Annotated in this window: 23 protein-coding genes; 11 read left to right on the top strand and 12 right to left on the bottom strand. The window is 65.6% G+C overall.

Annotation, left to right across the window (positions count from 1 at the left end):
- Nucleotides 1-3 precede the first annotated feature (3 nt).
- The 3 genes from BMG00_RS05270 to BMG00_RS05280 form a co-directional block, all read right to left on the bottom strand.
- On the bottom strand, nt 4-1,359 hold the full coding sequence (locus BMG00_RS05270; protein WP_078527138.1) for a glutamine synthetase family protein: 1,356 nt from the start codon (nt 1,357-1,359) through the stop codon (nt 4-6).
- A gap of 12 nt (nt 1,360-1,371) precedes the next feature.
- Complete coding sequence (locus BMG00_RS05275) at nt 1,372-2,082, bottom strand: type 1 glutamine amidotransferase (protein ID WP_078525127.1); 711 nt, start codon at nt 2,080-2,082, stop codon at nt 1,372-1,374.
- Between the two features lie 105 nt (nt 2,083-2,187).
- Nucleotides 2,188-3,171, bottom strand: a complete 984-nt coding sequence (locus tag BMG00_RS05280) for a Hint domain-containing protein (protein WP_245794955.1) — start codon at nt 3,169-3,171, stop codon at nt 2,188-2,190.
- Between the two features lie 188 nt (nt 3,172-3,359).
- Here BMG00_RS05280 and BMG00_RS05285 point away from each other — a divergent pair, with 188 nt between their 5' ends.
- From BMG00_RS05285 to BMG00_RS05295, 3 genes are all read left to right on the top strand, one after another.
- On the top strand, nt 3,360-4,139 hold the full coding sequence (locus BMG00_RS05285) for an SDR family oxidoreductase (protein ID WP_078525131.1): 780 nt from the start codon (nt 3,360-3,362) through the stop codon (nt 4,137-4,139).
- 75 nt (nt 4,140-4,214) lie between these two features.
- The gene (locus tag BMG00_RS05290) at nt 4,215-5,300 is read left to right on the top strand and encodes an ABC transporter ATP-binding protein (protein WP_078525134.1); all 1,086 of its coding nucleotides are present in this window, start codon (nt 4,215-4,217) and stop codon (nt 5,298-5,300) included.
- Between the two features lie 166 nt (nt 5,301-5,466).
- The gene (locus BMG00_RS05295; RefSeq protein ID WP_158521681.1) at nt 5,467-6,753 is read left to right on the top strand and encodes a GGDEF domain-containing protein; all 1,287 of its coding nucleotides are present in this window, start codon (nt 5,467-5,469) and stop codon (nt 6,751-6,753) included.
- Between the two features lie 53 nt (nt 6,754-6,806).
- Here BMG00_RS05295 and BMG00_RS05300 read toward each other — a convergent pair whose 3' ends face one another.
- The 3 genes from BMG00_RS05300 to ccmI are packed head-to-tail and all read right to left on the bottom strand — an operon-like array spanning nt 6,807 to nt 9,105.
- Nucleotides 6,807-7,076: a DUF1289 domain-containing protein gene (locus BMG00_RS05300; protein ID WP_078525139.1), complete on the bottom strand. Its 270-nt coding sequence runs from the start codon at nt 7,074-7,076 to the stop codon at nt 6,807-6,809.
- Complete coding sequence (ruvX, locus tag BMG00_RS05305; RefSeq protein ID WP_078525141.1) at nt 7,073-7,546, bottom strand: Holliday junction resolvase RuvX; 474 nt, start codon at nt 7,544-7,546, stop codon at nt 7,073-7,075. Before ruvX ends, BMG00_RS05300 begins: the two co-directional genes overlap by 4 nt.
- Nucleotides 7,543-9,105: a c-type cytochrome biogenesis protein CcmI gene (gene ccmI / locus BMG00_RS05310; protein ID WP_211274112.1), complete on the bottom strand. Its 1,563-nt coding sequence runs from the start codon at nt 9,103-9,105 to the stop codon at nt 7,543-7,545. Before ccmI ends, ruvX begins: the two co-directional genes overlap by 4 nt.
- Before the next feature lie 196 nt (nt 9,106-9,301).
- Between ccmI and BMG00_RS05315 the strand changes: the two genes are divergently transcribed.
- The 6 genes from BMG00_RS05315 to BMG00_RS05335 all read left to right on the top strand — a co-directional run bounded on the left by BMG00_RS05315 (nt 9,302) and on the right by BMG00_RS05335 (nt 15,153).
- A complete protein-coding gene (locus tag BMG00_RS05315) occupies nt 9,302-10,546 on the top strand; it encodes a sarcosine oxidase subunit beta family protein (protein ID WP_078525147.1) in 1,245 nt (414 codons plus the stop codon).
- Between the two features lie 91 nt (nt 10,547-10,637).
- A complete protein-coding gene (locus BMG00_RS17580) occupies nt 10,638-10,790 on the top strand; it encodes a hypothetical protein (RefSeq protein WP_158521682.1) in 153 nt (50 codons plus the stop codon).
- A 39-nt stretch (nt 10,791-10,829) separates the two neighbouring features.
- Entirely contained in the window at nt 10,830-11,153 is a 324-nt protein-coding gene (locus tag BMG00_RS05320) for a sarcosine oxidase subunit delta (protein WP_078525149.1), read from the top strand.
- Nucleotides 11,150-14,104: a sarcosine oxidase subunit alpha family protein gene (locus BMG00_RS05325; RefSeq protein WP_078573585.1), complete on the top strand. Its 2,955-nt coding sequence runs from the start codon at nt 11,150-11,152 to the stop codon at nt 14,102-14,104. The genes BMG00_RS05320 and BMG00_RS05325 overlap by 4 nt, the downstream gene beginning before the upstream one ends.
- Nucleotides 14,097-14,648 (top strand): sarcosine oxidase subunit gamma, encoded by a 552-nt coding sequence (locus tag BMG00_RS05330; protein ID WP_078573586.1) that lies wholly within the window; start codon nt 14,097-14,099, stop codon nt 14,646-14,648. Before BMG00_RS05325 ends, BMG00_RS05330 begins: the two co-directional genes overlap by 8 nt.
- 64 nt (nt 14,649-14,712) lie before the next feature.
- A complete protein-coding gene (locus tag BMG00_RS05335) occupies nt 14,713-15,153 on the top strand; it encodes a hypothetical protein (protein ID WP_078573587.1) in 441 nt (146 codons plus the stop codon).
- A gap of 276 nt (nt 15,154-15,429) precedes the next feature.
- Here BMG00_RS05335 and purD read toward each other — a convergent pair whose 3' ends face one another.
- On the bottom strand, nt 15,430-16,692 hold the full coding sequence (gene purD / locus BMG00_RS05340; RefSeq protein ID WP_078573588.1) for a phosphoribosylamine--glycine ligase: 1,263 nt from the start codon (nt 16,690-16,692) through the stop codon (nt 15,430-15,432).
- Nucleotides 16,693-16,758: 66 nt separating this feature from the next.
- Here purD and xseA point away from each other — a divergent pair, with 66 nt between their 5' ends.
- Nucleotides 16,759-18,342, top strand: coding sequence for an exodeoxyribonuclease VII large subunit (gene xseA / locus BMG00_RS05345; RefSeq protein ID WP_078573589.1), 1,584 nt, complete (start codon nt 16,759-16,761; stop codon nt 18,340-18,342).
- 71 nt (nt 18,343-18,413) lie between these two features.
- Here the strand turns inward: xseA and BMG00_RS05350 are convergent, their stop codons facing one another.
- From BMG00_RS05350 to BMG00_RS05370, 5 genes are read right to left on the bottom strand one after another with little or no spacing between them, the layout of a single operon-like run.
- Nucleotides 18,414-18,620 carry a formate dehydrogenase subunit delta gene (locus BMG00_RS05350; RefSeq protein WP_078525166.1) on the bottom strand — a complete coding sequence of 69 codons (207 nt, stop codon included), beginning with the start codon at nt 18,618-18,620 and terminating at the stop codon, nt 18,414-18,416.
- Nucleotides 18,617-19,387: a formate dehydrogenase accessory sulfurtransferase FdhD gene (gene fdhD / locus BMG00_RS05355; RefSeq protein WP_078573590.1), complete on the bottom strand. Its 771-nt coding sequence runs from the start codon at nt 19,385-19,387 to the stop codon at nt 18,617-18,619. The genes BMG00_RS05350 and fdhD overlap by 4 nt, the downstream gene beginning before the upstream one ends.
- Nucleotides 19,384-22,269 (bottom strand): formate dehydrogenase subunit alpha, encoded by a 2,886-nt coding sequence (gene fdhF / locus BMG00_RS05360; protein ID WP_078573591.1) that lies wholly within the window; start codon nt 22,267-22,269, stop codon nt 19,384-19,386. Before fdhF ends, fdhD begins: the two co-directional genes overlap by 4 nt.
- Complete coding sequence (locus tag BMG00_RS05365) at nt 22,266-23,789, bottom strand: formate dehydrogenase beta subunit (protein ID WP_078573592.1); 1,524 nt, start codon at nt 23,787-23,789, stop codon at nt 22,266-22,268. Before BMG00_RS05365 ends, fdhF begins: the two co-directional genes overlap by 4 nt.
- Entirely contained in the window at nt 23,786-24,238 is a 453-nt protein-coding gene (locus BMG00_RS05370) for a formate dehydrogenase subunit gamma (protein WP_078573593.1), read from the bottom strand. The genes BMG00_RS05365 and BMG00_RS05370 overlap by 4 nt, the downstream gene beginning before the upstream one ends.
- Before the next feature lie 138 nt (nt 24,239-24,376).
- Here BMG00_RS05370 and BMG00_RS05375 point away from each other — a divergent pair, with 138 nt between their 5' ends.
- A complete protein-coding gene (locus BMG00_RS05375; RefSeq protein WP_169836809.1) occupies nt 24,377-25,216 on the top strand; it encodes a S49 family peptidase in 840 nt (279 codons plus the stop codon).

Here is a 25,216-nt window from a genome sequence, read left to right on the forward strand (position 1 = left end):
AGATCACACGTTCAGCAGAAGATGCTCGCGCTCCCAGGGCGAGATGACCTGCAGGAACTCCTTGTATTCGTTGCGCTTGACCGCTTCGTAGACAGCACAGAACTCCGGCCCCAGCACGTCGCGGATCTTCGCATCCTCCGAGAAAAGATCGAGCGCGTCGCCGAGGTTCACCGGCACATCCTCGGCCGACATATAGGCGTCGCCCAGACATTCGGGCTTGGGCATCTGCTGCTCTTTCAGCCCCAGGTAGGCGCAGGCGAGCGAGGCCGCGAGCCCGAGATAGGGGTTGCAGTCCATCCCCGCGAGGCGGTTCTCGATCCGCCGGGCGGCAGGCCCCGAGATCGGCACGCGCAGGCCCGTGGTACGGTTGTCGCGGCCCCATTCGAGGTTGATGGGGGCGGCGAAGTCGGGAACGTAGCGGCGATAGCTGTTCACGTAGGGCGCCAGCAGCGCGATCACCGCGGGCAGGTGGTTTTGCAGCCCTGCGATGCAATGCAGGAAAGCTTCCGTCTCGCCGCCCTTCTCGTCCGAGAAGATGTTCTCGCCGGTTTCGATGTCGATCACCGACTGGTGGATATGCATCGCTGAACCCGGTTCGCCCTCGATCGGCTTGGCCATGAAGGTCGCAAAGCAATCGTGGCGCAACGCCGCCTCGCGGATCAGCCGCTTGAAGTAGAAGATCTGGTCGGCCAGATGCACCGGGTCGCCATGGGCGAGGTTGATCTCGATCTGGCCCGCTCCGCCTTCCTGCAAGATGCCGTCGATCTCGAACCCCTGAAGCTCGGCGAAGTCGTAGATGTCGTCGATCACCTTGCCGTATTCATCGACCGCCGACATCGAATAGGCCTGTTTCGCTGCCGCGCGACGGCCCGAGCGCCCCATCGGCGGGATGATCGGCTGGTTCGGGTCGATATTGCGCGCAACGAGGAAGAATTCCATCTCGGGGGCGACGACGGGCTTCCAGCCCTCGGCCTCGTACAGCGCCATCACGCGCTTGAGGACATTGCGCGGCGCGATCGGCACCGGGTTGCCCTGCTGGTCCTCGACATCGTGGATGATCTGCAAGGTCCAGTCCGCGGTCCAGGGCGCGGCGGTCGCGGTCGAGAAATCGGGCACGAGGATCATGTCAGGCTCGGTGAACGCGCCCGAGGGGTTGTCGGTCCACTCGCCGGTGATCGTCTGCAAAAAGATCGAGTTCGGTAGGAAGAACCGGTCCTGGAACTGGAATTTCGACGCGGGCATGGCCTTGCCGCGCGCCACCCCGGCAATGTCGGCGACGATGCATTCCACCTCGTCGAGGCGGCGACCCTCAAGATAGTCGCGCGCGGCCTGCGGGATGCGGTCGGTCCAGTCCTTCATCGAGTCCATCGGTCAGCTTTCCGGGCGCGTCTGCGCCCTTTCCTGTAGAAAGAAATCGGCAATCCGTGCCGCCATGCGCCCGGAACCGCTTGAGGCGCCGCCGGGTGCGCCGAGCCTCGCCCGCGCGGCCTCCATCCGGTCATCGGGCACGACGCCGCGCCCGCGTGTGTCCATCAGCCCCTCGACGAACGTATCGCGGAACTCGGGATGGGGCTGCACGGTGAAGATCGTATCGCCGTAAACGAGCGCCGGATAGGCGCAGAACTCATTGCCCGCGACGGGCGTGGCGCCGGGTGGCAGCTTCGTCACCTGATCCTGATGCCAGGCGTTGAGCGTCACCGTCTCGCCGTTGAAGTCGTAATCCTGCGGCCCCACGGCCCAGCCGCCCTCGAATTTCTCGACCTTGCCGCCAAGTGCCTGCGCGATGATCTGGTGGCCGAAGCACACGCCCACCATCGGCACTTTCGCCTCATGCGCCTTGCGGATGAAATCCTCGAGTGGCGGGATGAAGGGATGATCCTCGTAGGCGCCGTGGCGCGAGCCGGTGATCAGCCACCCCTCGCACTCATGCACGTCTTTGGGGAACTGCATGTGCTCGACGTCGTAGCGCGCGAAACTCAGGCCGCGCCCTGCCAGCAGGGTTTCGAACATGTCGGGATAGTCGCCCGCCTGGTCGCGCAGCACGTCAGGGGATTGGCCGGTTTGAAGGATGCCGATACGCATGGAAGATCCGCTCGTGAGCTCTTTTGAGCGGAGCCTAGTGCGGGGCGGGTAGCGCGGCAAGGGGGGCCGAGCCGTTCCCGGCATCAGGCCGCCATCGAGAGGCGCTTAAGTCTTGCGTTTGCGGAAAATCTGCTCACGCCCGATACGGTCGAGCAACTCGCGCGACGCCTCGGTGCCGAAATGCGGCCGATGTGCGAGATCGGGCAGGCGTGCCGAGATCTCCGCGCTCAGCTCCTCGGGCAGAAGCGACAGCGTCGCTTCCGACACCATCAGGCTCTCGACCGGGATACCCTCGGCATAGATGATCTCGTGGCGTGCGAATACGAGCGCGTAATAATCGACGAAACCGCCTTCGCGACGCCAGACATTCTCGTCATCGACGAGATGTTTCGCCTGCACGAGAATTTCCGAAGTATCGGCCAGCCGCTGCCTGCCGCGCCGGTAGAGAAAAACCCGATGGTGGGGCGAGATCACCAGATCGCCCTCATTGCCCAGAACACCCGCCGAAATCACCACGGGGGCGAAACTGCCCCATGCCCGCATCGTGGCCTTCGCGACCAGTTCCACCGGTTGCGGACCGTTATCGCGTGTCAGAACACGATCACCGGCCTTGAGCTGCTCGATCGGCAGCTGCGCGCCCCCCGCAAGCGTGATCATCGTCCCGGTGGTGAAAGCCACGCAGACCAGATCAGCGAGCTGCACCTCGCCCGGATCGTCGCTCGCCTCGAGAAGCGTGTAATCGAGCCGCGGCGCGATCGGCGAAAGCGGCAGGGCGAAATGACGCCCGCTCGGGTCGTGCCGGATCAGCAAGACATCGACCGTGTCACCTTCGGGCGTCATCATCAGGTGGCGTGCGGCAAGGATCAGAGGATCGCCCGGCACTCCGAGCTCGGATCCCTCGGCCACCTGTGCATGAGCGCCACTTTGCGCGAGGATCAGCTTGCGGGATTTTGCCTGACGGTCCAACTGGTAGATATCGCCCGGCTCGCAGAATTCTGCCGGCCCAAGACCGTCACCCTGGTTGGCGCCCGACGTCACCCAGAGGTCTTCGGCCTCGAAGACATGAACGGTCTGGCTGGGGTTTGGCACGCGCACTCCCTTGCCCGTCCGGGCTTCCTGTGTGGGCATTCGCCTTCGATTACCGCCCCCCCGGCCCCAGGGTCAAGCGAAGTTAGATGCGACGGCCTGTGCGTGGATGCGCTTGCCGCCCGGGCAGGGCGAGCTATTGTGCGGCGAAAGCCGGCGGCAGCCGGAACAGAACAGGAGAGGAGCGCGAGATGGATCTGGGGATCAGAGGCCGCAAGGCGATCGTTTGTGCAGGCTCGAAAGGGCTCGGGCGTGGCTGCGCGATGGCGCTGGCCGAAGCGGGGGTCGACCTGATCCTCAACGCACGCGGGGCCGATGCGCTGGCCGCGACCGCCAATGACATCGAAGCCGCAACCGGCGTCTCGGTCATTCCCGTCGCCGCCGATATCACCACCCATGAAGGCCGCGCGGCGGTACTCGATGCGGCAGGCGCGGTCGACATCCTCGTGACCAATGCGGGCGGCCCCCCTCCGGGAATGTGGACCGACTGGTCGCGCGAGGATTTCATCAAGGCGCTCGATGCGAACATGCTTGCGCCGATCGCGATGATGCAGGCGACGCTCCCGGCCATGATCGAGCGCGGCTGGGGCCGGGTCGTCAATATCACCTCGCAATCGGTGCGCGCGCCGATCGCGGCGCTGGGTCTGTCGAACGCCGCGCGGTCCGGCCTCACCGGCTTCGTCGCCGGCACCGCGCGTCAGGTCGCCCCGCACGGGGTGAACATCAACAATCTGCTGCCCGGCATCCACGCCACCGACCGCGCGATCTCGCTCGACACGGGCGTTGCGAAGGCCAAGGGGATCAGCCTCGAAGAGGCAAAGGCCGAGCGCTGCGCCACCATCCCCGCCCGACGCTATGGCACGCCCGAAGAATTCGGCGCGACCTGCGCCTTCATGTGTTCCGTCCATGCGGGCTTCATGATCGGCCAGAACGTGATGCTCGACGGCGGCGCCAACAATATCTCGATTTGAGCGCGCTTGCATGGCGGGCGGAGGGCTGTTATCTCCGCCCCCAATGTCCGAGTGTTTTAATCGAGATTAAGCGACGTGAGCGCAACCCCGATCCCTCCGCGCCTCGAGGTGCAATCGCTGCGGCGGGTCTTCGATGGCCAGCCCGTCGTCGAGGATGTGTCCTTCGCGATCCCGGCGGGACAAGTCACCTGCCTGCTCGGCCCCTCGGGCTGCGGTAAATCCACGACCCTGCGAATGATCGCGGGCGTGGACATGCAAGATGAAGGCCGCATCTTCGTCGATGGCAAGCTGATCTGTGACACCGTCTTTCGGGTCCCGCCCGAGCGTCGCGCGATCGGGCTGATGTTTCAGGACTTCGCACTCTTCCCCCATCTCACCGTGGCCGAGAACGTGGCCTTCGGCCTCAAGGGGAGTGCCTCGGAGAAACGCGCGCGCGTCGGGGAACTGCTGGGCAAGGTCCGCCTGCAGCGGCATGCGAACAGCTACCCGCATGCGCTCTCGGGGGGCGAGCAGCAGCGCGTGGCGCTGGCGCGTGCTCTGGCCCCGCGCCCCGGCATCCTACTGATGGACGAGCCCTTCTCCGGCCTGGACGAGCGTCTGCGCGATGATATCCGCGACGACACTCTGGCGCTTCTGAAGGACGAGGGAACAGCCGTTCTGCTTGTCACGCACGAACCGCATGAAGCGATGCGCATGGCCGACGAGATCTTGCTGATGCGCGCCGGACAAATCGTCCAGCGTGGCGCGCCCTACAATCTCTACAACGCGCCCGTGGATCGCGCGGCGGCAGCTTTCTTCTCCGATATCAACGTGTTGAAGGGGCGGGTGCAGGGCGCACTCACGCCCACGCCCTTCGGAGATTTCCTCACGCCGGGCCATCCCGACGGGACCGAGATCGACATCGTGATCCGCCCGCAGCACCTCAAGATCGACTTCGACCGCGCCGGACGCGGCCCCAACCCGACACCGCAGGACGGCACGCCCGCACGCGGCATCGTCGAGCGCGCCCGCTTCCTCGGCCGTGAGAGCCTCGTCGAGTTCCGCATGGAGTTCGACGGCTCGATCCTGCGCGCCAGCGTTCCCAATGTCTTCCTGCCCAAACCCGGCACGCCGATGTGGCTGATGATCCGCCGTGATCGCTGCTTCGTCTTCGGCGCCTGAGCCGGGAAATCGGCCATCTCGCGGGCGACTGTTAACGCTCCGGAAAGCCGCTTCGCCCTAGTCTGACCGCAGGTATTCCCGAAAGGGGGCTGAAAGGGGTCAGATCAGAGTGCTGTCAAATCGTATGCAACAGGACCGTCAGGGGGCATTTCGTATCATCGCTCTGATGATGGCGATGATCATTCTCTCCGGTACGGTCCACAACTTTCTCGTCTCGGCCAAGACCGGCACCCCGGCGCTGCATCCGTTCTCTGCCCTGGGATACCTGAGCATCGCGATCAGCCTGCTTGTGCAGGCGGGGCGCCCGCTCGCCCCGCCCTACTGGCTGCGCGCCCAGCAGATTTTCGTTCTTTGCTTCATGGGCGAAAGAATGATCGAGGCGTTCGTGCCCGGCTGGCCAAAGCTCATCACCTCCGATTTCGTCGCGGGCCTGAATACCCGGTACAACTTCCACGGCCGCCTTTCCGTCGAAACCGCGACGGGGATTTTCTTTCTCCATCTGGCCATGTTCCTCGCCCCCACCAGCCTCGGCGCCGCGGTTCTCGCTTATTTCAGCGCGCTCTGTCTGGGGATTTTCATGATTTACCAGCTCGGCTTCGGGATCCTGCTGTTTGACGGGCAGTTCTCCATGGCCTCATTCGGCTCGTTGCTGTTCTCGCTGGCCGGGGTCAGCCTTCTTCTGCGCAACAACGGCTACATGCGACCATTCTTTTCCCATCGCGGGCACGGAACGGCAATGCGCGCGCTATTGTTCGCAGCGATCGCCGCGCCCTTTATCGGCGGCGTGGTCTTCATTGAGGTGCAGAACCCCGAAGACCGCAGCGTGTTCGCCCTGCAATTGCTGTTTTCGTCCTTCAGCGCCCTTTTCGTCGGACTCCTGCTGATCCTGGGTCGCCAGATCAATATCGACGCGCGCCAGATCGAGCGCGTCACCAAACATGATCCCTTGACTGGCGCTCTCAGTCGTCAGGGCCTGCGAGATATCCTGCCCGAAGCGGACCTGTTTGGCGGGGCGCTGCTGATCGACATCGATCACCTCAAGGCCATCAACGATCGCTTTGGCCATTCCCAGGGGGATCGGGTTCTGGTCTGGCTGGCCGAGGCCCTGCACGGGCTGTTCACCTCGGCGACGCCCGTCACGCGCTGGAGCGGAGGAGAATTCCTGATCCTTACGACCGACGCCGATGACAACATCCTCGAACGGCATGCAACCCTGATCCATCGCGCCGTCGCGGCACAGGCGCCGCTCGAACTGGGGAAGACGGATTTTCAGGTCAGCGTTTCGATCGGATATTCCGTAATCGACCCCTCGGAAGAGAACGACATACATGCCGCACTCGGTCGCGCCGATGCCGCACTTTACACAGCGAAGCGGATGGGTCGAAACCAGAGCTGCTCGGCGCATAGCAAGAATTGCATCCACCGCGCGTCGATCGAGGACCTCGTGGCTTGAGCTTCGCGCCGCTCTGCCTTGGCGTGAAGCTCTGCTCGCGCGGCATCAACGGCTCACGCTCCGCCCGGTCCGCTCCCCTGACGCGCGGCCCGTCCACCACGACGCTTGCGAAGGCGCGGCGCGCGGCTCGGCAGCTCCTCCATCACCGCACGTCGTGCCTCGGGGCTCATGCGCGACCACATGCCGATTTCCTCAAGCGTGCGCAGGCAGCCCACGCAAAGACGCTCCTCGGGATGGATCTGGCACAGCTTCACGCAAGGGCTCTCGATCTCGGCGCGCTTCCACACTTCGTCCCCGGCGCGCGGGGGATCCTGTTCGCTCATGCCGCCCCCAGATACCGCAGCCGATCGAGCGCGCCCTGCAGGATGAAACCCGCCGCGACATGGTCGATCGCCTCGGCGCGCTTGGCCCGCGACATGTCGGCCTCAAGCATCGCGCGCTCGGCCGCGACCGTCGAGAGACGCTCGTCCCAAAACGAGATCGGCAGATCGGTAAGCTTTTCGAGATTGCGCGCGAACGCTCGCGTCGCCTGACAGCGCGGCCCTTCCGTACCATCCATGTTCTTCGGCAAGCCGAGGACCAGCCCTTTGATATCGCGCTCGGAAACGATCGCCAGAAGTGCCTCGGCATCGAGCCCGAATTTGCGCCGCTTGATCGTCCGGAGGGGTGTCGCGACCGAGCGAAGCCCGTCCGACACCGCCACGCCGATGGTCTTGGTGCCAAGATCGAGCCCCGCCACCGCGCCCGTGCGCGGCAGCGCCTCAGCGAACGCCTCCATCGTGTCGCAGATCATTCGGCCACACCGGCGCGCTGCGCCGCAAGCTGGACCTGCGCCAGCGCATCGGGCGTGTCAGCCAGCGCCTGCTGCGCCTCACCCCAAGCCTCTTTCGCGCGATCCTTCTCGCCCAGCGTGGCCAGCGACGAGATCAGCCGCGACCATTCCGCAGGCGTGCCGCCTTCTGTGGTCAGCCGGTCGAAGAGCCCGTCGACCATGCCCTGAATCATCTGCTGACGATCCTGCGGGCTCATCGAGGCCACATCCTTCATCTGTTCGGCGGTCGGCCCGGGCATCATCGGCGCGGCCTGAGCCGGAGCTGCCGGAGCGCCTCCCTCATCCTTCAGCGCCTGGCCCGCAGGCGCCGCATGCGCCGCATCGATCTTCGCGAGATCCTCGGGGCGCGAGGCGAACTTGCCCTTTGCCTCGCCATAGACCGCATCGGCGCGCTCCACCTCGCCGATCATGCGCAGCGACGAGATCAGTCGGGCCCAGTCATCGGCCGAGCCGCCCTCCTGCGCGAGCCGGTCGTTGAGACGCTCCACCATGCCACGGATCATCTGCTGGCGCTCGGCCGGGGTCATGTCGGCAGCGGCGGCGATATCGGCCTGGTTCGGCCCGACCCCGCGCGGCATCGGCGGCGTGTAATCGCTTTCGCCCGCAAGCCAGGCCAACTCGTTGATGTTCTGCCGGATCATCGGCACCCAGGGGTCGCTGTCTTCGGAATTGCGCAGCAGCCCGTCCCAGATCCGGAACGCCCGGTCACCGCGGGCATTCTGCGCCATCATCAGCCCGACATAATAAAGCGACAGCCCGTTCTTGGGATCTTTCTGAAGCGCGGTCGCGAAGGTCTTCTCCGCCTCGGGCGTGATCAGACCACCCGCCGCGACAACCATCAGCTCGCCGAGTTGCGCGTAATCCTCTGCGCTCGCCTGATCGCCCTTGAGCGCAACGAGACGCTGCTGCGCCTTCCAGGCCGCATCGAAATTGCCCATCGCCGCCTCGTTGCGCGCGAGCAATTCAAGCCCTTTCGGATCGTTGGGATTTTTCGCGACCGCGTCGCGCAGACGCTGCATCAGTTCGGTGAATTGCGGATCGGACTGAGGCTGGTCGAGCTGACGCGCCTTGGCCATCTTCTCGGCCTCTTCCTGCGAAGGGCGGCTGTCATAGAGCTTGTCGGCATTCTGGAACCGCATTGCGAGCGGCTGGTCTTCATAGCCCTCCGCCCCCATGCGGCCGTAAAGCCAGAATGCCCCGCCGAAAATTACGGCCCCGCCAATCACCAGCGCAATCGTCGCCCCTTTCGGCGCCATCGACAAATCCGACCCGGCCTGCGCCTTGCGGTCGGCTTCGAGCATCCGACGCGAGATCTCCAGCTTGGCGCGCTCCGCCTCTTCGCGCGAGGTCACGCCGCGCTCCACATCCCGGTCAAGGTCGCGCAGCTGGTCACGATAGACCTTCACGTCATAGGAGGCCGCCGGTGCCATGTCTTCATCTTCGCGTCCCCGCCACAGGGCAAGCACGAACAACAGCGCGATGACCGCGACGAGCGCAGCGGCGATGATCCAGAACAGCATGGCGTCTCCTCTTCCTTCGCCCCCCATTTAGGCGCTTTGGGCGACCGCCGAAAGGGTCAAGCGCGCGAATGGAACCCGATGTCGCAGCCGCATGTCGCTTTTTTCCCTGCGATGCCGCAACAGGGGGGCTTTCACCCGGCGGGCCGGTCCATCACAAGGGTGGGGAGAGTCGGTCAACCAGCCCGGGGGCGCGGACATGAAACGCTATTCGATCTTTGCCGTCGCACGCGAGGCGCTGCGCTATCACAGCGGATGGGAACGCGCCTGGCGCTCGCCCGAGCCGAAAAAACGCTACAAGGTCATTGTGGTGGGTGCTGGCGGGCATGGTCTCGCGACCGCCTATTATCTCGGCAAAGTCCACGGAATCACCGATGTTGCGGTGATCGAGAAGGGCTGGCTGGGTGGCGGCAACACGGGCCGCAACACGACGATCATCCGCTCGAACTATCTTCAGGATCCGTCCGCCGCGATCTATGAAAAAGCGCGCTCGCTTTACGAAGATCTCAGCCAGGATCTTAACTACAATGTGATGTTCTCGCCGCGGGGTCTCCTGATGCTCGGTCAGACCGAACATGAGGTGCGCGGCTACAAGCGCACCGTGCACGCCAACCGCCTGCAGGGCATCGACACCGAATGGATCGGGCCGGAGCAGGTCAAGGAGCTGGTGCCGATCATCAATATCGACGGGCCGCGCTATCCGGTGCTGGGCGCGCTGCTGCAAAAGCGCGGCGGCACGGCTCGGCACGATGCGGTCGCCTGGGGCTATGCGCGGGCCTGTTCGGCGATGGGCATGGACATCATCCAGAAATGCGAAGTGACCGGCGTGCGCACCGAGGGCGGCAAGGTTCAGGGCATCTCGACCACCAAGGGCGAGATCGACTGCGAACAACTCGCCATCGTCGTCGCGGGGCACAGCTCGGTCATGGCCGAGATGGCGGGCTTCCGTCTGCCGATCGAAAGCGTGGCGCTGCAGGCCTGGGTGTCGGAACCGATCAAACCCTGCATGGACGTGGTCGTGATGGCCAACACCGTGCACGGCTACATGTCGCAATCCGACAAGGGTGAGATGGTGATCGGCGGCGGCACGGACGGCTTCAACAATTACACCCAGCGCGGTTCGTGGCACCATGTCGAGGAAACCACCCGCGCTCTGGTTGAGACCTTCCCGATCATCTCGCGCCTGAAGATGTTGCGCCAATGGGGCGGGATCGTGGACATGACCGGCGACCGCTCGCCCATCCTGTCGAAAACGCCCGTGGAAGGCATCTTCGTCAATTGCGGCTGGGGCACCGGCGGGTTCAAGGCGATCCCGGGCTCGGGCTTTGCCATGGCCGAGCTGATCGCGCGCGGCCACTCGCCGCTGACCGACGAATTCGGCCTCGACCGTTTCCGCGAAGGCCGCTTCATCGACGAGAGCGTCGCCGCCGGGGTGGCACACTGATGTCGGTTCGCAACACTCGCCGCATCTCCGGGAACCCGGTAAAGGTCTGTCCCGTTACCTGTCCAACGCAACAGCGAAAGGACATGAACAGATGTCGGAATCGAAAAACAACAGCTTCATGGGCTTCATCATCGGCGCGCTCGTCGTCGTCGTGGCGGGCCTTGTCTGGTTCATCTATTCGGGCGGCGAGATGCCCGGCCAGAACGAAGCCGAAATCCAGATCAACCTTCCCGACGGCAACTGATCGCGGGCGTCCTGTGGCGCGCCGCAAGGAGGGCGCGCCATGCTGAGCCTCACCTGTCCCTGCTGCGGCATTACCGCAGAGGAAACCGAATTCGCTCCCGGCGGCGAGGCGCATTTGAAGCGCTTCGGGCCGGGCTCGAGCGACGAGGATTTCGAGAGCTATCTTTTCGCCCGCAAGAATCCCAAGGGCGTGCATTTCGAGCGCTGGCGCCATGCCTATGGCTGCGGCAAATGGTTCCTTGCCGCGCGTGACACCAACACGCTCGAGGTCTTCGCCACCTACAAGGCGCAGACCTCCGAACCCCCCGCCGATGTGATCGCGAAGATCAAAGCGAAACGCCCCGACTGGGAGGGCTATAAATGAGCACGCGTCTTGCCAAGGGCGGCCGTCTGATCGACCGCGCGAAACCGCTCGCCTTCACCTTCAACGGCAAGCCGATGCGCGGCTTTGCCGGCGACACGCTGGCGTCGGCGCTGCTGGGCGGTGGACAGGTGATGGTCGGGCGCTCGTTCAAGTACCACCGTCCGCGCGGGATCGTGGCGAGTGGGGCGGAGGAGCCCAACGCGCTCGTGGGCCTGGGCCGTAATGCAAGGTTCGAACCCGATCAACGCACAACCACGACAGAGCTGTTCGACGGCGCCGAGGCCACCAGCCAGAACCACTGGCCGAGCCTCGACTTCGATATCGGCGAGATCAACGACACCTTTTACAAATTCCTGCCCGCAGGCTTCTACTACAAGACCTTCATGGCGCCCCGAGCGGCGTGGAAGCACCTCTTCGAACCCGTGATCCGCAAATCGGCGGGCCTCGGGGGCGTGCCGAAAGAGGCCGATCCCGACCGCTACGAACAGGTCTATGCCCATTGTGACGTGCTCGTCGTCGGTGGCGGCGTGGCGGGTCTCGCGGCCGCGCTCAAAGAGGGCCGCGCGGGCAAGCGTGTCTGGCTGATCGAGCAGACCCCGAACTGGGGCGGGCGCACGCCCGTCGATGGCGGTCAGATCGACGGCCACGACGCCCAGGACTGGATCGACAGCACGCTGGCCGAACTGTCCTCGATGGAGAATGTCACGATGCGCACCCGCCTGATGGCGGCCGGCCTGCACGATCATGGCTATGTCATCGGTTACGAGAACCTCGCCGACACCACCCCCGGCGACGGCCGTCCGCGTCACCGCCTCTGGCGCATCCGTGCGGGTCACACGATCACCGCGACCGGCGCGATCGAGCGTCCGCTGGCCTTCGCGGGCAATGATGTGCCCGGCGTGATGCTGGCCTCGGCGGTGCGCGATTACATCGTGAACTGGGCGGTCTCGCCCGGCGATCGCACGGTGATCGTGACCAACAATGACGACGCCTATCGCACGGCGCTCGCGATCCTCGATGCGGGCCTCACGGTCTCGGCGGTGATTGACGCGCGCGAGGAAACCCATGGTGCGCTGCCGCAGGCCGTGAAGGCCCGCGGCGTACGTGTGCTCGAAGGGCGCGGCATCGCGAAGGTGCAGGGCCGCAAACATGTCACCGGTGTCGAAATCTGCGCGCAGGCCGGCGAAGGCGGCGCGGTCGAGACGATCCCCTGCGATTGCGTCGCGATGTCGGGCGGCTGGTCGCCGGTCGTGCATCTGTGGTCCCATTGCGGCGGCAAGCTGACCTGGGACGATGCGCGCGCGATGTTCCGCCCCGATGCGACGCGTCCGCCCACCGGCGCGGATGGCTCCGCGATGGCCACGGTCGTCGGTGCTGCGAATGGCGATCTGACGCTGCCCGAGGCGATGGGCGGGCTGGGCATCGGCGCGGCCTCGGAAGAGGAAGCACCGCTCGCGCAGGTCTGGATGATGCCCGCGGGCGCCCCCGATGCGCTGCGCTTCAAGAGCTTCCTCGACTACCAGAACGACGTGAAGGTCTCGGACGTGCAACTGGCGGCCCGCGAAGGGTTCGAATCCGTCGAACACACCAAGCGCTACACGACGCTCGGCATGGCGACGGATCAGGGAAAGCTGAGCAATATCAACGGCCTCGCCGTCCTCTCCAACGCGCTCGGCCAACCGATCCCGGCAACCGGAACCACCACATTCCGTCCGCCCTATACGCCGATTTCCTTCGGCGCAGTCACGGCCGAGGCGAAAGGCGATCTGTTCCAGCCGCTGCGCCGCACGCCCATGCAATCCTGGCACGAGAGCAAGGGTGCACATTGGGAGCCGGTCGGCCATTGGCGCCGCCCCTATTGCTACCCGCGCAGCGGCGAGACCCATCGCAACGCGGTCAATCGCGAGATCACCAACACCCGCAAGAATGTCGGGCTTCTCGACGCCTCGACGCTGGGCAAGATCGTCGTGAAAGGGCCGGACGCGGGGAAATTCCTCGACATGCTCTACACCAACATGATGTCGACCCTGCCGGTGGGCAAATGCCGCTACGGGCTGATGTGCAACGAAAACGGCTTCCTGATGGATGACGGGGTCGTGGCGCGTCTGTCCGAGGATACGTGGCTGTGCCACACCACCTCGGGCGGGGCGGATCGCATCCATGGCTGGATGGAAGACTGGCTGCAATGCGAATGGTGGGACTGGAAGGTCTACGTGGCCAACCTAACCGAGCAATTCGCGCAGATCGCCGTGGTCGGCCCGAAGGCACGCGACCTGCTCGAACGTCTGGGCGGCATGAATGTCTCGCGCGAGGCGCTGCCTTTCATGCAATGGGCGGAGGGCAAGCTCGGGAATTTCGACGCCCGCATCTTCCGCATCTCCTTCTCGGGAGAACTCAGCTACGAGATCGCGGTGCCGGCATCGCAGGGCCTCGCACTCTGGGAGACGCTGATGGCCGAGGGCGAGGCGCTTGGCGTGATGCCCTATGGGACCGAGGCGCTGCATGTGATGCGCGCCGAGAAGGGCTTCATCATGATCGGCGACGAGACCGACGGCACAGTGATCCCGCAGGATCTGGGCCTGAACTGGGCAATCTCGAAGAAGAAGACCGACTATCTGGGCAAGCGCGCGCAGGAGCGGTCCCACATGACCGACCCAAACCGCTGGAAGCTGGTCGGTCTCGAGACGCTCGACGGCTCGGTGATCCCCGATGGCAGCCACGCGCCCGCCGAAGGGTTCAACGCCAATGGTCAGCGCAACACGCAAGGCCGCGTGACCTCGACCTATTACTCGCCGACGATCGGCAAGGGGATCGCGATGGGTCTGGTGCTGAATGGTCCCGACCGGATGGGCGAGGTGATCGAGTTTACCGGCGAGGGCGATGCGATGATCAAGGTGCGGATCGTGGATCCGGTCTTCTACGACAAGGACGGGGAGAAGCAGAATGTCTGATGCTGTCAGCGCCCTTCAGGGTGAAACCCATGAAGGCTTCGTCACCGTCGCCGAGGCCGGTCTGATGGGCATGATCACGATCCGCTGCGATCTGGGCTCGAAAGGGCTCGCCAAGGCGCTGAAAGCCGAACGGCTGCCCGTGCCCGGCCCGCGCCGGATCGAGACGGTCGAGGGTCGCTCCATCGCGTGGATGAGCCCGGATGAGCTGCTGTTGATCTGCCCCCACGCCGAGGCGCCTGCGCTGACCGAGCGCCTCTCCGCAGCGCTCTCGGGCGAGCACGCGCTGATCGTCAATGTCTCCGACGCCCGCGCGATGTTCACTATCCGCGGTGCGAAGGCCGATCAAGTGGTGATGAAACTCTCACCTGCCGATGTCGCGACCCTGCCCGCGGGCGAGATCCGCCGCTCGCGCACGGCGCAAGTGGCGGCAGCCTTCTGGCGCTCGGGCGAGGATGAGATCTCGCTGGTATCCTTCCGATCTGTTGCAGGCTATGTTATCGGACTACTTGAAGTTTCCGCCCGCAAGGGCAGCGAGTTGTTTTAAGAACCGGCGATCCCCCGCGCGATTTTGGGGCGGCGATTCGCCCCAATTTCACACGAGGTCTTTGATGCGCTCTCTCCTTGTCGCCATTCCCCTTTTCTTCGCGTGTCTCGCGACGGGTGCCCACGCCAAGAACACCAACATCGTTGTACCCAAGGGGACCGTGGCCCTGCATTGTGAGTTTCGCACGGGCTACCTTTCGAACAGCACGCCCAGTGTCGTCGACCTCTATCGAGAACCCGGCGCGAACTGGCATGTGATGGATCCCTTCCTCGCCTATTTCAAGAAGCCGCCGCAACAGGTCGAGATCCTCGTCGACAACCCCAAACGCATCACCTACGGCTGGACTGTGGAACGCGTGAGCTCTGACAGCAACAATTTCGCCGCGCGCGTCAATTTCCGCCTGACCCTGATCAAATCGGACCGGCGCGCCTCGCTCACGGTTCAGCCCACAGGGTTTCGCAGTGAAGCCGCCTGGGGCCGATGCCTTCCCCTGCGGACTTTCTGAGCCAACACCGCGCCAAGGGAGGCGCCGCCCCCGCCTTTCAGACACCCCAGGGATTTTTGGGCCAGTTCGAAGACGAAAAAAGCCCGGCTCGATCCGCAGAGGGGCGGGCGAGCCGGGCAACTTCGAATTGGGCGGTCATGAGCGTCCCCGCCTGTACCGCATCGCCTCGATAACTTGAGTCTGCTTAAGACTTCGTTGCGCGCCTTCGAATTGGCAAAAATATCCCGGGGGGCTGGCCGGAAGGCCAGCGGGGGCAGCGCCCCCTCCCCCCTAGGATCAGAGCGCGCGCCAGCCGATATCGCGCCGACAGAACCCCTCCGGCCAGTCGATCGCATCGACCATCGCATAAGCCCGGTCGCGGGCTTCCTGAAGGGTCGCGCCACGTGCGGTGACGTTCAGAACACGCCCGCCCGTCGCGACGATCTGGCCATCCTTCGCGGATGTGCCCGCATGGAACACCATGTTGAAGCTGTCATCGGGAAGCGTATCCAGGCCACGGATCGCCGAACCCTTCTGATATGCTCCGGGATAGCCTTTCGCCGCCATCACCACGGTCATCGCGTGATCGGGTGACCACTGCGCGCGCACCTCGCCCAGACGACCCTCGGCGCAGGCCAAAAGCAAATCGAGCGCCTGTGCGCCCAGACGCAGCATCAGCACCTGGCATTCGGGATCGCCGAAGCGCACGTTGTATTCCACCAGCCGCGGCTGACCGTCCTTGATCATCAGCCCGGCATAGAGCACGCCCTGGAACGGCGTGCCGCGCCTGGCCATCTCGGCCACGGTCGGGCGCACGATCTCTTCGAGCGCTTTCGCCTCGATCTCGGCGCTCAGCACCGGGGCGGGGGAATAGGCGCCCATGCCGCCCGTGTTCGGCCCGGTATCGCCTTCGCCGACGCGCTTGTGATCCTGCGCACCGCCGACGGCGAGAATGTCCGTCCCGTCGCAGAGCACGAAAAGCGAGGCTTCCTCGCCCTCCATGAATTCCTCGATCACGACTTCCGCACCCGCCGCCCCGAAGGCGCCGCCGAAGATCTCGTCGATCCCGTCGAGCGCCTCATCGAGCGTCATCGCCACGATCACGCCCTTGCCTGCCGCCAGACCATCGGCTTTCACCACGATCGGAGCGCCCTGTTCGCGCACATAGGCCTTCGCGGCTTCAGCCTCGGTGAAGCGCGCATAGGCTGCCGTGGGAGCCGCGCAGGCATCGCAGATCTCTTTCGTGAAGGCTTTGGAGGCCTCCAGCTTGGCGGCTTCCGCCGAAGGCCCGAAGGTCAGGATCCCTTGAGCGCGCAGCGCATCGGCCACGCCTGCCGCCAGCGGCGCTTCCGGCCCGACCACCACGAAATCCACGGCATTCGCTTCGCAGATCTCCAGCACCGCCGCCGCATCGCAAGGGTCGATATCGGCGCAATCGGCGATCTGCGCGATCCCGGCATTGCCCGGGGCCACGATCAGCCGGTCGCATTTCGGGTTTTGCTTGATCGCCCAGGCCAGCGCATGTTCGCGCCCGCCACCGCCCAGAACCAGAATGTTCATCGCTCGCCCCCTTGGCCTTGCCGTTTGCGCCTTCTAAGCTGCGCACCAATGCGAGGCAAGGTGGCGATGGACCTTCTGGAAGACGATAACGGCTCGAACGCGCATGAATACACGGTCTCCGAAATCTCGGGGGCGGTGAAACGGGTGATCGAGGGCGAATTCGGCCGCGTGCGCGTGCGCGGCGAGGTCGGGCGCGTGTCGATGCCGCGCTCGGGGCATATGTATTTCGACCTGAAAGACGACCGCGCGGTGATCGCCGCCGTCAGCTGGAAGGGGCAGGTCGCGCGGATGCAGGTCCGCCCCGAGGAGGGGATGGAGGTCATCGCGACGGGACGGATGACGACCTTCCCGGGCCAGTCGAAATACCAGCTGATCGTCGATGAGGTCGAACCGGCAGGCGCCGGTGCGCTGATGGCGATGCTCGAGGCGCGGCGCAAGCAGCTCGCCGCCGAAGGATTGTTCGATGCCAGCCGCAAACATCCGATCCCGTGGTTGCCCGAGGTGATCGGTGTCGTGACCTCGCCTTCGGGCGCGGTGATCCGCGACATCCTCCACCGTCTGCGCGACCGCTTTCCGCGCCGGGTGCTGATCTGGCCGGTGGCGGTGCAGGGCCAGGCCTGCGCCCCCGAGGTCGCCCGCGCGATCCGGGGCTTCAACGCGATGGAAAAAGGCGGGCCGATCCCGCGTCCCGACCTGATCATTGTCGCCCGTGGCGGCGGCTCGATCGAGGATCTCTGGGGCTTCAACGAAGAGATCGTGGTGCGTGCAGCCGCCGAGAGCGCGATCCCCCTGATCTCGGCGGTGGGCCACGAGACCGACACGACGCTGATCGACTATGCCTCGGACCGGCGCGCGCCCACGCCCACGGCGGCCGCCGAAATGGCGGTGCCGGTACGCGCCGAACTGGCGGCGTGGCTCTCGGAGGCCCAGACCCGGATGATGCGCGCCGCGCGCGGACGCATCGACCAGCGCGACCAGCGCCTGCGCGATCTCGCGCGCGGCCTTGGCCGCCCCGAGGCGCTGACCCAACCGGCGCGGCAACGGTTCGACATGTGGTCAGAGCGGCTGGGGCCCGCGTTGCGCACGCTGGTACTGCGCAAGAACAGCCGCTTTGCCCCGCTCGCCGCGCAGATCTCGCCGAACCTGCTGCGCCGCTTCATCCGGGACCGCTCCCGCGAGATCGACGGCTTCGCGACCCGGCTCTCCCCGGCTCCCGCCACGCGGATGCGCCGGGCGCGCCAGGAATTCGAGCAACTCTCGAAACGGCTCGACAGGTCTCGCCAGCGCATGATCGGTGAGGCAGAACGGCGCAATCGCGAGGGGGCGCAACGCCTCGGCGCGCTGAGCGAACGCCTCGCGCGCGCGCCCCGCGCACGTCTCGACGCGCTCAGCGACCGGCTCGAGCGGCTCGACCGCATGCGCCAGACTTTGGGTTATACCGAGACGCTCAAACGCGGCTACGCGGTCGTGCGGGGGCCTGACGGCGTTGTCACCAGCGAGAAACAGGCCGCGAAACAACCCGGCCTCGAGATCGAATTTGTCGATGGCCGCCTCGCGGTAATCCCCGGAGGCGGCGGCACCGCCGCGCCGGCCCGCGCGAAGGGCTCAAAGAAAACGGATCCCGGGCCCGAACAGGGCAGCCTGTTCTGAGCACGCCTTCTCGACTTGGACCAAAATATCCCGGGGGCGGCGCAGCCGCGGGACAGCGCCCCTCCGTGCGCTCAACCCCTGCCGCGGATCGCGGGGAGCGCGGCATTTACCAGCGGGTGCAATTCCTGCGCTGCGTGATGCGCGATGAACTCCTCGCGCATCGCAGGCGCCCAGTTGGCGTTGATATGATCGGCCACGGCCTGCGCCTGATCGCCCGGCTGGCTCTCGAAGAAGCGCGCGATCTGGTTGGCCATGCGGGCAAGTTTGTCAGGCGTCATGCCGTGGCCTCCTGCGGGGCGGTGTAAAGGGCAAGCGCGCCGCAGGCGCGCGCGATCAGCGTCAGTCCCGCCGCGCGGGCCTCGGTCACCGCCAGCGCGGTCGGGGCCGAAGGACCGAGGATCATGGGCATGCCGACCGTCGCCGCCTTCTGGACGAGATCGACCGAAAGGCGCGAGGTCATCACGAGCGCACCGCTGTCCGGCGCGATCTCCCGGCGGCTCAGTGCCCCGATCAGCTTGTCGAGTGCATTGTGCCGGCCCACATCCTCGCGGCACAGCACCAGCCCCTCGCCGGGACACCAGAAGGCCGCGGCATGGACCGCGCGGGTCTCGTCCTGAAGCGGTTGGTGAGCACGCAACGCCCCGAGCGCGGCTTCGGCCTCTTGGGGCGAAAGGCTCCAGCGCGGAGCCTTCACGCGCGGAAGGGGTCGGCGCGCCTGTTCAAGCTGTTCGATCCCGCAAAGCCCGCAGCCCACCGGTCCAAGCGTCGCGCGCCGGCGTTCGGCAAACCGCACCCCGGCCGGCGCGGCGAGCCAGTTGCGGGCCTCGATCCCGTCCTTGCCCGTCGCGATCTCCTGCCGGACGATCTCGGAAGGTGCCGCGATCAGCCCTTCGGACAAGGCGAAGCCGAGCGCGAACTCTTCAAGATCGGCGGGCGTCGCCATCATCACCGCCTGCGTCACCCCGTCGAAAGACAGCGCGACCGGCACTTCCTCGGCCAGCCGCACCGCATCGCCACCGGGCAATCGCCAGTCGCTCGCCGTCATTCGGCAGCCTCGACGCGGCGGGTCAGTTTCGTCTGCGCCTCATAGAGTTCCTGCCAGTCCGATGGCCCGTTCGAGAGCGCCACCTGCACCGCCGTCACCTTGTATTCCGGGCAATTCGTCGCCCAGTCGGAATTGTCGGTGGTGACCACATTCGCCTGCGTGTCGGGGTGGTGGAAGGTGGTGTAGACCACGCCGGGCGCGACCCGGTCGGTGATCGTCGCGCGCAGGGAGGTCTCGCCCGAGCGCGAGGCCAGCCGCACCCAGTCGCCCTCGTTGATGCCGCGCTGCTCGGCGTCATGCGGGTGGATCTCCAGCAGGTCCTGATCGTGCCAGACGGAGTTCTCGGTCCGCCGGGTCTGGGCACCCACGTTATACTGGCTGAGGATGCGACCCGTCGTCAGCAGGAGAGGGAAGTGCGGGCCGGTGCGTTCGTCGGTCGCGACATAGGCCGTGCGGATGAAACGCCCCTTGCCGCGCACGAACCCGTCTTCATGCATCACCGGCGAGCCTTGCGGATGCGCCTCGTTACAGGGCCATTGGACCGAGCCCATGTGGTCGATCAGCTCGTAGGTCACGCCCGCGAAAGATGGCGTGGTGCGGGCGATCTCGGCCATGATCTGCGAGGGGTGGGTGTAGCTCCAGCCCGCGCCCAGCGCATTCGCCAGCGCCTGCGTCGCCTCCCAATCGGCCAGCCCCGCTTTCGGTGCCATCACCCGGCGCACCCGGTTGATCCGGCGCTCGGCATTGGTGAAGGTCCCGTCCTTTTCGAGGAAGGTCGAGCCCGGAAGGAACACATGGGCGTAGCGCGCGGTCTCGTTTAGGAAGAGGTCATGCACGATCACGCAGTCCATCGCCGCGAGGCCCGCGGCGACGTGATGGGTGTCGGGATCGGATTGCAGGATGTCCTCGCCCTGAATGTAGATCGCCTTGAAATCGCCTGCGACGGCGGCGTCGAGCATGTTCGGGATACGCAGCCCCGGCTCGGGGTCGAGCGTGGTGTGCCATTCGGCCTCGAAGATCGCGCGCGTCGCGGCGTCGGAGACGTGGCGATAGCCCGGCAGCTCATGCGGGAACGACCCCATATCGCACGACCCCTGCACGTTGTTCTGGCCACGCAGCGGGTTCACGCCCACGCCGGGGCGCCCGATATTGCCGGTTATCATCGCAAGGTTCGCGATCGCGATCACGGTGGTCGAGCCCTGGCTATGCTCGGTCACGCCCAGCCCGTAATAGATCGCCCCGTTGGGTGCCGCGGCATAGGTGCGGGCCGCCTGGCGCAGGGTCTCGGCTGGAACACCCGTCAGCGCTTCGACGGCCTCGGGCGAATGCGCGAGATCGGCGGCGAACTCGGCATAATCCGACCATTCCTCCCAATCGCAGCGCTCACGGATGAACGCCTCGTCATAGAGCTTTTCCGTCACGATCACATGGGCCAGCGCGGTCAGCACCGCGACATTGGTGCCCGGGCGTAGCGGCAGGTGGATGCCCTCGCCCATATGCGGCGTTTCCAGAAGGTCGATCCGGCGCGGGTCGATCACGATCAGCTTTGCACCCTGCCGCAGCCGCTTGCGCAGGCGCGAGCCGAAGACCGGGTGGCCATCGGTCGGGTTCGCACCGATCACCACGGCGCAATCCACCTGCTCGACACTGTCGAAATCCTGCGTGCCGGCCGAGGTGCCAAAGGTCTGCTTTAGCCCGTAGCCGGTGGGCGAATGACAAACGCGGGCGCAGGTATCGGTGTTGTTCGTGCCCATTACCGCGCGGGCGAGCTTCTGCACGAGGAAGGTTTCCTCATTGGTGCAGCGCGAGGAGGTGATGACGCCCACGCTGTCCTTGCCATGCTTGGCCTGCGCCGCCTTGATCCCCTCGGCCGCGAAATCAAGCGCCTCTTCCCACGAGACTTCGCGCCACGGATCGGTGATGCTCTCGCGGATCATCGGGCTCAGGATGCGGTCGCTATGGTTCGCATAACCCCAGGCGAAACGGCCTTTCACGCAGGAATGGCCGCGGTTCGCCTTGCCGTCCTTCCACGGCACCATGCGCACCAGCTGATCGCCGCGCATCTGCGCCTCGAACGAACAGCCAACCCCGCAATAGGCGCAGGTGGTCACGATCAAACGCTCGGGCGTGCCGATCTCCTCGACGGTCTTTTCCTGCAACGTGGCCGTGGGGCAGGCCTGCACGCAGGCTCCGCAGCTCACGCAATCGGAGTTCAGGAAGTCTTCGGTCCCGGTCGAGATACGCGCATCGAAGCCGCGCCCCTCGACGGTCAGCGCGAAGGTGCCCTGCACCTCTTCGCAGGCCCGCACGCAGCGCATGCAAACGATGCATTTCGAGGGATCGTAGAAGAAATAGGGGTTCGAGTCGTCACGGGGAATGTAACGCGGATTGGCGCCGTCGCCTGCGCGAGTCTCGACATGGTTATCGCCGGGCGTATAGCGCACGTCGCGCAGCCCCACGGCTCCTGCCATGTCCTGCAATTCGCAATCGCCATTGGCCGCGCAGGTCAGGCAATCCAGCGGGTGATCGGAGATATACAGCTCCATCACCCCGCGCCGCAGCCGTGCGAGCTGTTCGGTCTGGGTCTTCACGACCATGCCTTCGCGCACGGGCGTCGTGCAGGAGGCGGGCGTGCCGCGCATTCCCTCGATCTCGACCATGCACAAGCGACACGAGCCGTAGGCCTCCAGCATGTCGGTCGCGCAAAGCTTCGGCACCGTGATCCCGGCCTCGGCCGCCGCGCGCATGACGGACGTGCCCTCTGGCACCGTCACGTCCATGCCGTCGATCACAAGCGTCACCGGCGCACCCGATTTCGCAGGCGTGCCCATATCGGAGAGTTTCGGCCCGTGAATGCCGTCGGGGATGATCAGATCCTTCATTCCGCAGCCTCCTCAATGCGCGAAAATTCCTGCGGGAAGAGCCGGATCGCCGAACGCACCGGATAGGGCGTGAAGCCCCCCATTGCGCAAAGCGAGCCCTTCTCCATCACTTCGCAAAGTTCATGCAACAGCTCGATCGCCTCGCGGTCGCCCGCCGCCACGCGGTCGAGCGTTTCCATCCCACGCACCGCACCGATCCGGCAGGGCGTGCATTTTCCGCAGCTCTCGATGGCGCAGAACTCCATCGCGTAGCGGGCAAGCGCGAGCATATCCGCGCTCTCGTCGTGAACGACAAACCCGGCATGGCCCACCAGACCGCCCTGATCGGCAAATGCCTCGTAGCAAACACGCAGGTCGAAATCGTCCGGCCCGTGATAGGCGCCAAGCGGGCCGCCCACCTGCACCGCCTTGAACGGACGCCCCGAAGCGGTGCCGCCGCCGATCTCGTTGATTAGCGTCCCGAGCGTCATCCCGAAGGCGGTCTCGAACAGCCCGCCCTGTTTGACGTTGCCCGCGATCTGGATCGGGATCGTCCCGCGCGAACGGCCCAGCCCGAATTCGGCATAGGCCGCGCCCCCATGCGTCATGATCCACGGCACCGCCGCCAACGAGAGCACATTGTTCACCACGGTCGGTTTCCCGAACGCCCCTTCGAGCGCGGGGAGCGGCGGCTTGGCGCGCACCATCCCGCGCTTGCCTTCGAGCGAATTGAGAAGCGAGGTTTCCTCGCCGCAAATATAGGCCCCCGCACCGACGCGAACCTCCAGATCGAAAGCGGGCCCCTGCCCCATCAGGCTGTCGCCGATGATCCCAGCCGACTGCGCCGCGTTGATCGCCGCAACCATCGTGCGGATCGCATGGGGGTATTCCGAACGGATATAGATAAATCCCTTGGTGGCCCCGACCGCGAGCCCGGCAATCGCCATGCCTTCGATCAGACAGAAGGGGTCGCCCTCCATCAGCATCCGGTCGGCGAACGAACCGCTATCGCCTTCATCCGCGTTGCAGACGATGTATTTCTGCGCGTCCTCGGCCCCCGCGACCGTCTTCCACTTGATACCTGTGGGGAAGCCCGCGCCACCACGCCCGCGCAACCCGGAGGTCGTGACTTCCTCGACGGTCTTCTCGGCCCCGAGGTCCAGAGCACGGCGGAGTCCCCGCCAGCCCTCACCCGCCTCGTAATCGGCCAGCGAGAGCGGATCGGTCCGCCCGCAGCGCGCGAAGGTCAGGCGGGTCTGTTTTGCGAAGAAGGGGATGTCCTCGACCGGGCCAAGCGCCTTGGGATGATCGCCCGCTTCGAATAGCGCGGGCACGTCCTCGGGCGTCATCGGGCCGAAGCCGTGGCGAACCCCATCGCGCTCCACCTCGACCAGAGGCTCCAGCCAGATCATCCCGCGCGTGCCGTTGCGGATGATCTCGACCTCTTCGCCGCGCAGTCCTGCCGCCGACGCAATCGCCGCCGCGACTTCATCAGCACCACAGGCGACCGCAGCCGCATCGCAGGGAACCCAGACCTTCATGCCGAGACCTCCGCCACCAGCGCCTCGATCCGCTCGGAACTGGCGCGGCCCACAAGCCGGTCACCCACCATCGCGGCGGGCGCGCAGGCGCAGAGTCCGAGGCAATAGACCGCCTCAAGCGTCACGTCGCCCTTGGTCTCGCCGATCTTCATGCCCAAGGCACGCTCCAGCCTCGCGATCATCTCGGCCCCGCCCATCGACTGGCAGGCCTCGGCGCGGCAGAGCTTGATGACATGCTTGCCCGCGGGCGCGTCGCGGAAGTCATGATAGAACGAGACGACGCCCGAGACCTCCGCCCGGCTCAGCCGCAGCGCATCGGCGATGGGCTGGTAGCAATCGGCGGGCACGCAGCCGAATTCGGCCTGCAAATCATGCAGGATCGGCAGCAGGGCGCCCTCGCGGCCAGCATGGGCGGCAAGGATCGCGTCCAGCCTGTCATCTTTCGTCATGTCGTCCTCCCTGCCCCGATGATGGGGCAAGCATGGCGCGGCTCGCAAGTCACGACTGGTTCAATCGCGAACAGGCGCAGGCAGGAACCGTCATCGCTGCGCTTGCACGGGCGGGGGCGAGCCTCTACATCCCTTGTCATGAGCCTGATCCAACGCCTCCCCTTCGTCAAGAAAACGCCCTTCGTCGCGGTGATCCGCCTGCATGGCGCCATTGGCGTCTCACGCCCCGGCGCGCCCGGTCTTTCGGATGCCGCGATGGCCCCGATCATAGAGCGCGCCTTTGCGCGGGGCAAACCGGCGGCGGTGGCGCTGCTGATCAATTCGCCCGGCGGATCGCCCGTGCAATCGGCGCTGATCGCGGGACGGATCCGCAGGCTCGCGGATGAAAAGAATATCCCGGTTCACGCCTTTGTCGAGGATGTGGCTGCCTCGGGCGGCTATTGGCTGGCTTGCGCAGCGGATCAGATCTGGGCCGACCCGACCTCTGTCGTGGGCTCGATCGGGGTGATCTCGGCCGGCTTCGGGTTGGACGAGTTCATCAGCCGCCACGGCATCCAGCGCCGCGTTCACACTGCGGGCGGGTCGAAAAGCTTCATGGACCCGTTCCGCCCCGAGAAGGACGAGGACATCGCGCGGCTGAAAAAGCTGCTCGAGGATATGCATGTCAGTTTCAAGGAGCATGTGCAGTCCCGGCGCGGCGCAAAGCTGCCCGAGGATCGCGACCTCTTTACCGGTGATATCTGGACGGGCCGTCAGGCTCTGGCCGAGGAAACCGGGCTGATCGACGGGATCGGCCATGCGGTGCCGAAGCTCAAGGAACTTTACGGAGAAAAGGTCCGCATCATCCCCTACGCGCCCAAACGTTCGCTCTTCCGCCGCTTCGGCGCGCAAATGGGTGGCGAGCTGGGTGCGGCCACGGCAGGCGCGCTGATCGACGTGGCCGAGGAGCGCGCTCTCTGGTCGCGCTACGGGCTGTAA

Source organism: Thioclava marina (assembly GCF_002020135.1).
Taxonomy (GTDB): domain Bacteria; phylum Pseudomonadota; class Alphaproteobacteria; order Rhodobacterales; family Rhodobacteraceae; genus Thioclava; species Thioclava marina.